Source organism: Flavihumibacter solisilvae (assembly GCF_000814475.1).
Taxonomy (GTDB): Bacteria; Bacteroidota; Bacteroidia; order Chitinophagales; family Chitinophagaceae; genus Flavihumibacter; species Flavihumibacter solisilvae.
This window is the reverse complement of the sequence record NZ_JSVC01000031.1, coordinates 1-9,733: the sequence shown is the minus strand read 5'-3', so window position 1 is coordinate 9,733 and position 9,733 is coordinate 1. Positions and strand designations below refer to the sequence as shown.

The following is a 9,733-nucleotide window of genomic DNA, read 5'->3' as shown; positions in this document are numbered from 1 at the left end:
CTCATTCGTTCTATCCTCGGTAACTGAAACCATTTATCCGCATAGGGCTTTATTAACTTCAAAGCGGCTTCAGGTCCCCAGGAGCCCGCTGGATAAAAATGCAATTGTTTGAGGGGATATTTTTCCCATGTTTTTAAAATAGGCATTACTACTTTCCATGCAGCTTCTACCTGGTCAGCCCGCATAAATAGGGTAGGATCTCCTTCCAATATATCCATCAGTAAAGCCTCATATGCTTCGGGTAATGATTCACTATATGCATCCTGGTACATAAAATCCATATCAACCGCCTGGAGTTTCATTTTCATGCCCGGCACTTTGGTTTCAAAAAGCAAACTGATCTCCAGTTCCGGTTGTATGCTTATAGTTAACCGGTTGGGTACAATATCATTCTTGAATATTTTATTCGGAGAATCTTTAAACTGCACCACTATAACAGATACCTGCCTGGTCATGGATTTGCCGGTAGTCAGGAAGAATGGAACACCCCGCCAACGCTTGTTATCAATGAAAAATTTGGCAGCAACCATTGTTTCTGTGCCAGAGCCGGGTGATACTTTTTCTTCCTCTCTGTAACCGGGAACCGGTTTGCCATTTATGGTTCCTGCAACATATTGGGCACGAACCACATTTTTGAATATTTCCTTGTCTGTATAACACCTTACGGAATTCAATACTTTGGTTTTGGCATCCCTTATCAATTCTGCTTGATATGCCCCAGGGCAATCCATAGCAACAATGCATAATAATTGCAACAAGTGATTCTGTACCATATCCCTTAAGGCTCCGCTGCTATCGTAATAGCCACCCCGCTTGCCTACACTTACCTGTTCAGCAACACTGATTTGAATATGGTCGATGTATTGGTTGTTCCACAATGGTTCAAAAACATAGTTGGCAAAACGAAAGGCCATTATGTTCTGTACAGTTTCTTTACCAAGGTAATGATCTATGCGATACACCTGTTTTTCTGCAAATCGTTTACTCAGGAAAAGGTTTAATTTTTTAGCAGAAGCCAAATCAGTACCGAAAGGCTTTTCTATTACAATGCGGTCCAGTGATACCCGACTACAAATTTTGTTTTTGTACAATCCTTCGGCAATTATTTCAATAAAACGGGGGGCTGTGGCAAAATAGAATATTCGTGTACTCCTCCCGCCGTTGTGTTTGTCAAAGCTGTTCGCAATGTTTTTCAGGCTTAGAAAAGTTCCAGCGTCCTGGAAGTCACCCTGGATATAAAAAAGCTTTGCAGCAAATTCCTTCCATTCATTTTCTTTCGCCAGGCCATTGCGGCTGAATTCATTAACGCCAGCCAGCAATTCCTCCTTAAAGACTGCCTCATCAGTTTCCAGGAAGTCAATACAATAAACCGCGAATATGGGAGGCAGATGGTTGTCGATAAATAAGTTGTATAAAGCGGGAATCAACTTACGCCTGGTAAGATCTCCTTTTGCACCAAATATGGTGATCAATGCAGGAGTTTGAATTTTCTTCTGGTTCATGCAGACGATTTTAAAAGCCTGTAATAATGTTGTATCGGAAGGTACGAATATCAGGAAACCAGCCCGCCTGTTTAAGGAGCAATACGCTGTATAACCGGGCCTTGCATGTAATCACCAAAAACAAAACTGGAAATTCAACCTTGTGAAATCCATGTTTCTTTCATTTCCCTGAGCGTCGAAGGAGGTGGCTTTGGTCTTGCTTTCTGCCAGAGGTGAAAAAAGATCAAACCCTTAGTGACCCACGGAACCCCCTTGCGGCATAGTAAGAGTCGGCACCGTTATGATATACAAAAACTGTATCGTACCGGCGATCACAGAAAAGGGCGCCACCGAGTTTCCTGATATGGGATGGTGTTTCAATCCAGCTCGAGGTTTTCAGGTCAAAATTTCCATGTTGTTGCAGCTCGCGGTATTGGTCTTCCGTCAGGATTTCAATGCCAATGGCAGCGGCCATATCAAGCGCACTGTCTGCAGGTTTATTTTCCTTTCTTGCGTCGAGGGCTGTGCGATCGTAGCAGATACTTCTGCGACCTTTTGGCGTTTCCGGCGAGCAATCGTAAAAAATAAACTCTCCGGTTTTTTTATCATAACCGACAACGTCCGGTTCACCGCCTGTGCGTTCCATTTCATTTAACGACCATAACTTTTCACTACTCTTTGAAAGCCTTGACTGCACCTCAGTCCATTCAAGACCTTTGTGTCGATTCATGTTTTTGCTAAAGCGGATTTTCAGCGCGTTGAGCAATTCATCTTTTTCTGTGGCAGACAATTTATTTCCGGCCATAATTGAAACTTTTAATCGTTTAATCCTTTGCCATCCATGATCTGTTGCACATATTTTTCAACCCTTGACTCGCGGGTCTTCGATTGTTTGGGAGCAGAAAAGAACAGGAGGTATCCTCTTTGGCGTCCAGGCGTCAGTGCTTCAAAAGCAGCTTTCAGGGGAGGATTGCTGTTAAGTTTAGTTTGAAATTCTTCAGGAACGGAATATTCCCTGGTCTTTTTCAGGATAACCTTCAAACCTGCTTTTTCTACTTCAATTGCTTCGTAGATGTATGCTTTCAGCACCGGTTCAAGTTTCACTATTTCGCGGGAATTTGTGAAGCGGACCTGGCGTGCAGACTGAACATTTTCGGATTGCTGAATCAGGATGCCGTTGGTATCATTCAATAATGCGCCCTTGAACAACAGGATTGCACAATATTCTTTAAATCCATGGATCAACACAATGTTATTGCCCTGGTAAGTATAACACGGAGTACCCCACTTCAATTCTTCAGTCAATCCGCAATCAAGAATGATTGTCCTCAGCAGCGTAAATTCTTTCTGCCAGTTTTCAGCTTTGTCGAAAAAGAAATCAACCTTGGGATTCATTTTATTAATTGGTTTAATACACAGAATAATGCGAATCAGACTATAAGCAAGGTTTAAAGATACGAAAACTGCCATTGCGCATATTCGTAATAGGGGAGACAGGATAAAAAAAGTGGCACCCAAATGGGTGCCACCCGAGCAAAGCCTCAACGTGTATTATTGTTTAACCACTTTTAATGTCCTGACTTGTGAGCCGTCAGACACCTGCACAACGTAAACTCCGGAAGTGAAGTTTGAACCGAAACGGAAGTTGTTGCCCACAGTACCGGAAGCCTGGTAAACAGGTTTGCCTGTCATGTCAACAACCCAAACCTTGATCTTCTCTGTCGAGCTTCCCTGGATATAAAGTGTGAAGTCCTGGCCGAGTGGACTTGGATTTGGTCCGATTCTTACATTAAATGGAAGCTCGGTTTGCTGGCTGGGAACAGCTGCCGACTGAACTGCTGCCATGGTTGTTATGGTCTTGCAAACCGGTGCGGTAGTTGTTTTTCCATTGCTATGGATCTGGATATTGCCGCCGGAAAGTTCTTGTTTGATCGTTTTCCGTGTGCCTGCATCCCAATTGTTAGAGTAGATGACAACTCCATTCTTATCCTTAACTGTGATCGCTATCTGGTCGGAACTTGTGCGTGCACCTGATCCCGGTTCGCACACATCTGTGACCTCAATAATTGCAGTGCAGTTACCTTCTGTGGCGATCACCACATCATTTACGATATCGCTGAGAACTGCGTTGCATGTAAATGTAGCAGTTGCAGGGGTAGTTCCACTTGCCGGTGTAATGGTCAATGAGGTGACCTTATTGCCTTTGATCTTGTAAATGTGATTTCCCTTCCGGATAATTGAATTGATGCCGCCACTTTGGATGTTCGTGAACGATTTATTCCATTTAACACTGAATCCGAAATTGGTCTTCCTTCCCGGATCTCCTTTATACTTTCCATATGCATTGTCATCACTTATTACGTATCCTCCGCCGGTGATAAAGTCAGATGTTGGCGCTGAAACAGTTACTTCGGTGAGATTGTCGTTGCAGTTTTCACCTGTGAAATATCCGCCGATCTTCCAGCTGACATCACCAACTTTTGATAGCTGTGAGCTTGAGAGTGCAACCGGGATATCTTTATAGAAAACGGCGCGTGTACTGGTAGAGGAAGGGTCAAGGCTGGCCGTGTATGTGCCTGCAGTGAAATCGCCACCAACTGTAAATGTTATCGTTGCGTTACGTACGTCGCCTGAATTGCCATCAGTGTCTTCTGTCAGCACTAAGCTTAACCGGACTGTCGCGGTTCCGCCGGTTGGGCTGCTGGTATTTGCGAAGAGTGTGCCCGTGTAGTCAGCGCAGGCGTCTTCTTTAGTTATTATTAGTGTGCCATTGGTCTTAACAACATTATAGTTGCTTAAGGTTGATCCGGTCACTCCAGGAGTAATTGTATAGTTGCCTGGGGCTGAGGTCGCAGTAGCAGGGCACGAATAATTCATGGTGAACGTTTCATTGTTTTGCGCGCCGGTGTAATAGCCGGTCATTTCAGGATCCAGGTCGCTGTATTGCCTTGTTTTGTTGTAGGCGATTATATTAAGCGTTGCCTTATTGATTGTAACTGTGGTCGAGCCATTTTCATTATTGTAATTGGTGCCTCCGTCAAAGGACCAGTTTGTAGAACCACCGGGGACATTGGTGTAGCTGGTAGCGAAGCTCAGATCGCTGCTTAAGTCTGCGCCACCAACACCTGTCGCAGTTCCATATGCGGTGTGTGCGAGACCATTATATGTACCGCTATAAGGGGTGATGGTAATGATTGCTGTGGCCTTATTAATTGTAACCGTGGTCGAGCCATTCTCATTATTGTAATTGGTGCCGCCGTCGAAAGACCAGTTTGTAGAACCGCCGGGGACATTGGTGTAGCTGGTAGCAAAGCTCAGTCCGCTGCTGAGATCTACACCACCAACTCCTGTTGCTGAACCGGAAGCTGTGTGCGCATTGCCATCGTAAACTCCGGTGTATGGAGTGATGGTGATGTTTGCAGTGGCTTTATTGATTGTGACGTTGGATGTACCAGATTCATTGTTGTAGTTAGCACCACCATCGAAAGACCAGTTTGTAGAGCCACCGGGTACATTCGTGTAGCTGGTAGCAAAGCTTAATCCGCTGCTTAAGTCTACGCCGCCAACACCTGTTGCTGAACCGGATGCTGTGTGCGCATTGCCATCGTAAATTCCGGTATATGGAGTGATGGAAATGTTTGCAGTGGCTTTATTGATTGTGATATCGGATGTGCCAGACTCATTATTGTAGTTGGTGCCGCCATCGAAGCTCCAGTTTGTAGAACCGCCAGGTACGTTGGTGTAGCTGGTTGCGAAGCTTAATCCGCTGCTTAAGTCTACGCCGCCAACACCTGTTGCTGAGCCGGAAGCTGTGTGCGCATTGCCATCATAAACTCCGGTATATGGAGTGATGGAAATGTTTGCAGTGGCTTTATTGATTGTGATATCAGATGTACCGGACTCATTATTGTAGTTGGTGCCGCCATCGAAGCTCCAGTTTGTAGAACCGCCAGGTACGTTGGTGTAGCTGGTAGCAAAGCTCAGTCCGCTGCTGAGATCTACACCACCAACTCCTGTTGCTGAACCGGAAGCTGTGTGCGCATTGCCATCGTAAACTCCGGTGTATGGAGTGATGGAAATGTTTGCAGTGGCTTTATTGATTGTGACGTTGGATGTACCAGATTCATTGTTGTAGTTAGTGCCACCATCGAAAGACCAGTTTGTAGAGCCACCTGGTACATTGGTGTAGCTGGAAGCAAAGCTCAGTCCGCTGCTCAGGTCTATACCTCCCACACCTGTTGCAGATCCGGAAGCTGTGTGCGCATTGCCATCGTATATTCCGATATATGGAGTGATGGAAATGTTTGCAGTGGCTTTATTGATTGTGATATCGGATGTACCAGACTCATTATTGTAGTTAGTGCCACCGTCGAAGCTCCAGTTTGTAGAACCGCCAGGTACGTTGGTGTAGCTGGTTGCGAAGCTCAGTCCGCTGCTGAGATCTACGCCGCCAACACCTGTTGCTGAACCGGATGCTGTGTGCGCATTGCCATCGTAAATTCCGGTATATGGAGTGATGGAAATGTTTGCAGTGGCTTTATTGATTGTGATATCGGATGTGCCAGACTCATTATTGTAGTTAGTACCGCCGTCGAAGCTCCAGTTTGTAGAGCCGCCTGGCACATTGGTGTAGCTGGTAGCGAAGCTCAGTCCGCTGCTTAAGTCTACGCCGCCAACACCTGTTGCTGAACCGGAAGCTGTGTGGGCATTACCATCATAAATTCCGGTATATGGAGTGATGGAAATGTTCGCCGTGGCTTTATTGATTGCGACGTTAGAGGTACCGGACTCATTGTTGTAGTTAGTACCACCATCGAAAGACCAGTTTGTAGAGCCGCCGGGGACATTGGTGTAGCTGGTAGCAAAGCTCAGTCCGTTGCTTAAGTCTACCCCTCCAACACCTGTTGCTGATCCTGAAGCTGTGTGAGCATTGCCATCATAAACTCCGGTGTATGGAGTGATGGAAATGTTTGCAGTGGCTTTATTGATTGTGACGTTGGAGGTACCAGATTCATTGTTGTAGTTAGTACCGCCGTCGAAGCTCCAGTTTGTAGAACCACCTGGTACATTGGTGTAGCTGCTGGCAAAGCTTAATCCGCTGCTCAGATCTACACCACCAACTCCTGTTGCTGAACCGGAAGCTGTGTGAGCATTGCCATCATAAACTCCGGTATACGGAGCGATGGAAATATTTGCAGTTGCTTTGTTTATAGTTACACTGGTTGCGCCTGTTTGATTATTATAGTTAGTGCCACCGTCGAATGTCCAATTAGTAGCTCCACCTGGAGCATTTGTATAGCTGGTTTCAAAACTCAGCCCACTGCTGAGATCAGCACTGCCTACACCAGTCGCAGTTCCGGAAGCCGTGTGAGCATTGCCATTATAAACTCCGGTGTATGGAGTGATTACAACATTTGCATCGGCCTTCGAAATTGTTACGTCGGTCGTTCCGGTGGCATTATTATAGTTGGTGCCACCATTAAAAGACCAGGCTGTAGTTCCGCCTGGCACATTGGAGTAACTGGTAGTAAAGCTCAACCCACTGCTTAAGTCTACTCCGCCAACACCAGATGCAGTTCCTGAAGCAGTGTGTGCATTTCCGTCATATATATTACTGTATGGATTGATGACAATATTTGCAGCTGCCTTTGAAATCGTAAGGGCAATGGCGTTGCTGGTTGCGCCAAAGTAATTTGTATTTCCGGCGAAAGATGCAGTAACAGTGTATGTTCCTGCATTGGTTGGCGCCGTTGTAACAGGGCCATAAGTAGTAGATCCCGTACCGTTATACATTAGCTGAACAGGGGAGAGGGATTCGCTGGATATACCTGTGGCACTCCCGCTTCCCGTTTGAGGCGAACCGTTATAAGCAGATGTTCCGCCAATCGCAGTTACTACCGGGGTCGCTTTACCAATAATCAAAGTTGACGTTTTAGCAACACTGTTAATTGAACCTGCGCTCGCATATATAGTGATCTGCGATCCCGTTGTTGCTGCTCCGGTACTGAATTTTATAGGTACTGTGTAAGTTCCGTTGCCGGTAAAATTGATGGTAAGAGGAGTGTATGTTACCCCTGATGGGAGCCCGGTGCAAATGATCGCATATGCAATTGAGGAATTACCAGCACCAGTTACTTTGAAAGTGTATGCAAAGTCTGCCGTTACAGGACTTCCGAAGGATGTGGTGTTTAACTGTGCCGTAAGACTTTCATTATCGAAGTTGATTGCATCGGTGAATATCACTTCCGCATGTAAGCCGGAGGAGATACCGTCAGCGGTTAGTAACAGTGTTGCCCCGATCTCATCTTCATCTGCGGGGATGTACCAGGTGGAATGAACATTTCCATCAGCATCTGCGACCGTACTATAAGGTTGGTGATGCTGGCGGGTATTATCTCCAAAACCCATGTAATGCGTTACCTGGAGTCTGACAGTCTCACCCGGAAACCAGCCGGAGCCGGAGATCTGGACGGTTGACCCCGGTGGATAATCAGCCAGGTCGGTAGTAATGGTTGCAGTTTGGGAATAGCACGTTAACGTGGCAAGCAGGGTAACGGTGAGGGCCAGGGTCAGGCGCGTAAAAATTTGTTTCACAAGCAGTTTTTTTCTGTGATAGAGTTGGTTCTGCAAGACAGAATCGGGAGATCTGCGTGCATAGAGATAATAGAAAGGATAATTGGGGGTGAAACTCTTTTAGAGGGGCGATCAAATCTAATGTAATCACTTTTTTTACTTTTTCAAATCTTTCAGGGTATTTATTTTATTTCCTCAATCTTTTGATAACTCGGGAATTTTATTACTTTAGCTGAATCTCCATGTTCTAATTGACAGCAAACCCTGAATCCACCTACGTTAAAGCCGATTTCATTAACTGCTAAATCGACTTAAATGAACGCTTACCTTCTGACTGCCAGGCTCAATCACCTGCACTTACACATTACATTTATTAGACTAGTGTTATCCGGTAAAAAGTTACGGGGACAGTTTTGCCCTGTACCTCTTCGTTATTCCAATGGCTGACAGGCCTTAACGCTTCCGCCTGTACTACTTCCTTATCCGACACTTATTGATTTTTTACCCTATAAATATTTATAAGCCCTTAGGGTTTATAAAGAGATGTACCGTCGCCATGAAAATATTGCTGCTCTGACCGCAATCCGGCAAAAGCACGAACACTGTTTTTACCGGGCAGGTATATTATTATTTTTTATAACCATTTGTTTTCTTTTCCCATTCCGGCTGTCGGCGCAATCGAACAAATCAGTTGCAGGTTATACTTCACAGAAGTCGGCACCTTTACTTAACTGTCCCTCTGACCTGGTTATATGTCTCACTAATTCGTCGTCGTATACTCACACCGGCACTTCTCTTGATGCGAATGGCTTGAATGATCCCGGCTGCGGAACACCAGGTACACCGACTGTTACTTATACGTCCAGTGGTAATGTTCAGCCTGCAAGCGGTACTTCATTAGATAATGCCGTGTTTGGTCCTGGTGTTACAACAATTACCTGGACAATTACAGATCCCTGCGGAAATACAGAAACCTGTTCTCGCAGCGTGGCGGTGTACACTGAGTTCACAGACGCCGGTAGTTTTGATACCAGCCCGGAAACTGAATGTTCCAATTACGATCCTGCCCCATTAAGCATTACGGGGACTACCGGAGGCTCGGGCGCTTATACATACCAGTGGCAATTAAGTAATGATAATGGTGCGAGTTGGAATGATATACCCGGCGCAACTTCTGCGACTTATGATCCGTCCAGTCTTAACGCGACCGGTACGTATAGCTATCGCAGCATTGTTACTGACGCTTGCAAATCTATAGCCACAGGTTCGAAAACGATTTCCATTGTTGCCAGTCCATCGGTTTCCATTTCAGGAACGCTTGCCGTCTGCCAGAATGAATCGACTACTTTATCAGCCAATGCCTCCGGTGGATCCGGATCATTTGTCTACCAGTGGCAATCAAGTTCTGATGGTGGAGTTACCTGGACAAATATCCCTGGTGAGGATGCGCAGGGGTTCACGCCATCAACAGTCAATGCAGGCACCTATGTATACAGGGTTTTGGCAACAAACAACATTACATCCTGTAATGTAGCAACAGCTGTCGCTACACTAATTGTGGCCCCTTTGCCAACTGTTGTGATCAGCAACCCGGCGGCAGTTTGTTCTCCAGGTACCGTTAACCTGACTAATGTTTCTATCACCGGCGGATCAACAAGTGGATTGACATTTACCTATTG

The 9,733-nt window shown here is 45.7% G+C and carries 5 protein-coding genes; 1 reads left to right on the top strand and 4 read right to left on the bottom strand.

The genetic code is table 11. The features are described from left to right. The 4 genes from zwf to OI18_RS21355 all read right to left on the bottom strand — a co-directional run. The coding region (gene zwf / locus OI18_RS21370; RefSeq protein WP_052273467.1) for a glucose-6-phosphate dehydrogenase at positions 1–1,502 on the bottom strand (1,502 nt) is incomplete at its 3' end. Between the two features lie 223 nt (positions 1,503–1,725). After that, on the bottom strand, positions 1,726–2,286 hold the full coding sequence (locus tag OI18_RS21365; RefSeq protein ID WP_039143859.1) for a DUF4256 domain-containing protein: 561 nt from the start codon (positions 2,284–2,286) through the stop codon (positions 1,726–1,728). Between the two features lie 11 nt (positions 2,287–2,297). Then, positions 2,298–2,876 carry a YdeI/OmpD-associated family protein gene (locus tag OI18_RS21360; RefSeq protein WP_039143861.1) on the bottom strand — a complete coding sequence of 193 codons (579 nt, stop codon included), beginning with the start codon at positions 2,874–2,876 and terminating at the stop codon, positions 2,298–2,300. A gap of 156 nt (positions 2,877–3,032) precedes the next feature. Next, entirely contained in the window at positions 3,033–8,075 is a 5,043-nt protein-coding gene (locus tag OI18_RS21355) for a T9SS type A sorting domain-containing protein (RefSeq protein WP_152616914.1), read from the bottom strand. A gap of 522 nt (positions 8,076–8,597) precedes the next feature. On the opposite strand from OI18_RS21355, the gene OI18_RS21350 reads away from it, so the two are divergent. Further along, the coding region (locus tag OI18_RS21350; RefSeq protein WP_039143856.1) for a hypothetical protein at positions 8,598–9,733 on the top strand (1,136 nt) is incomplete at its 3' end.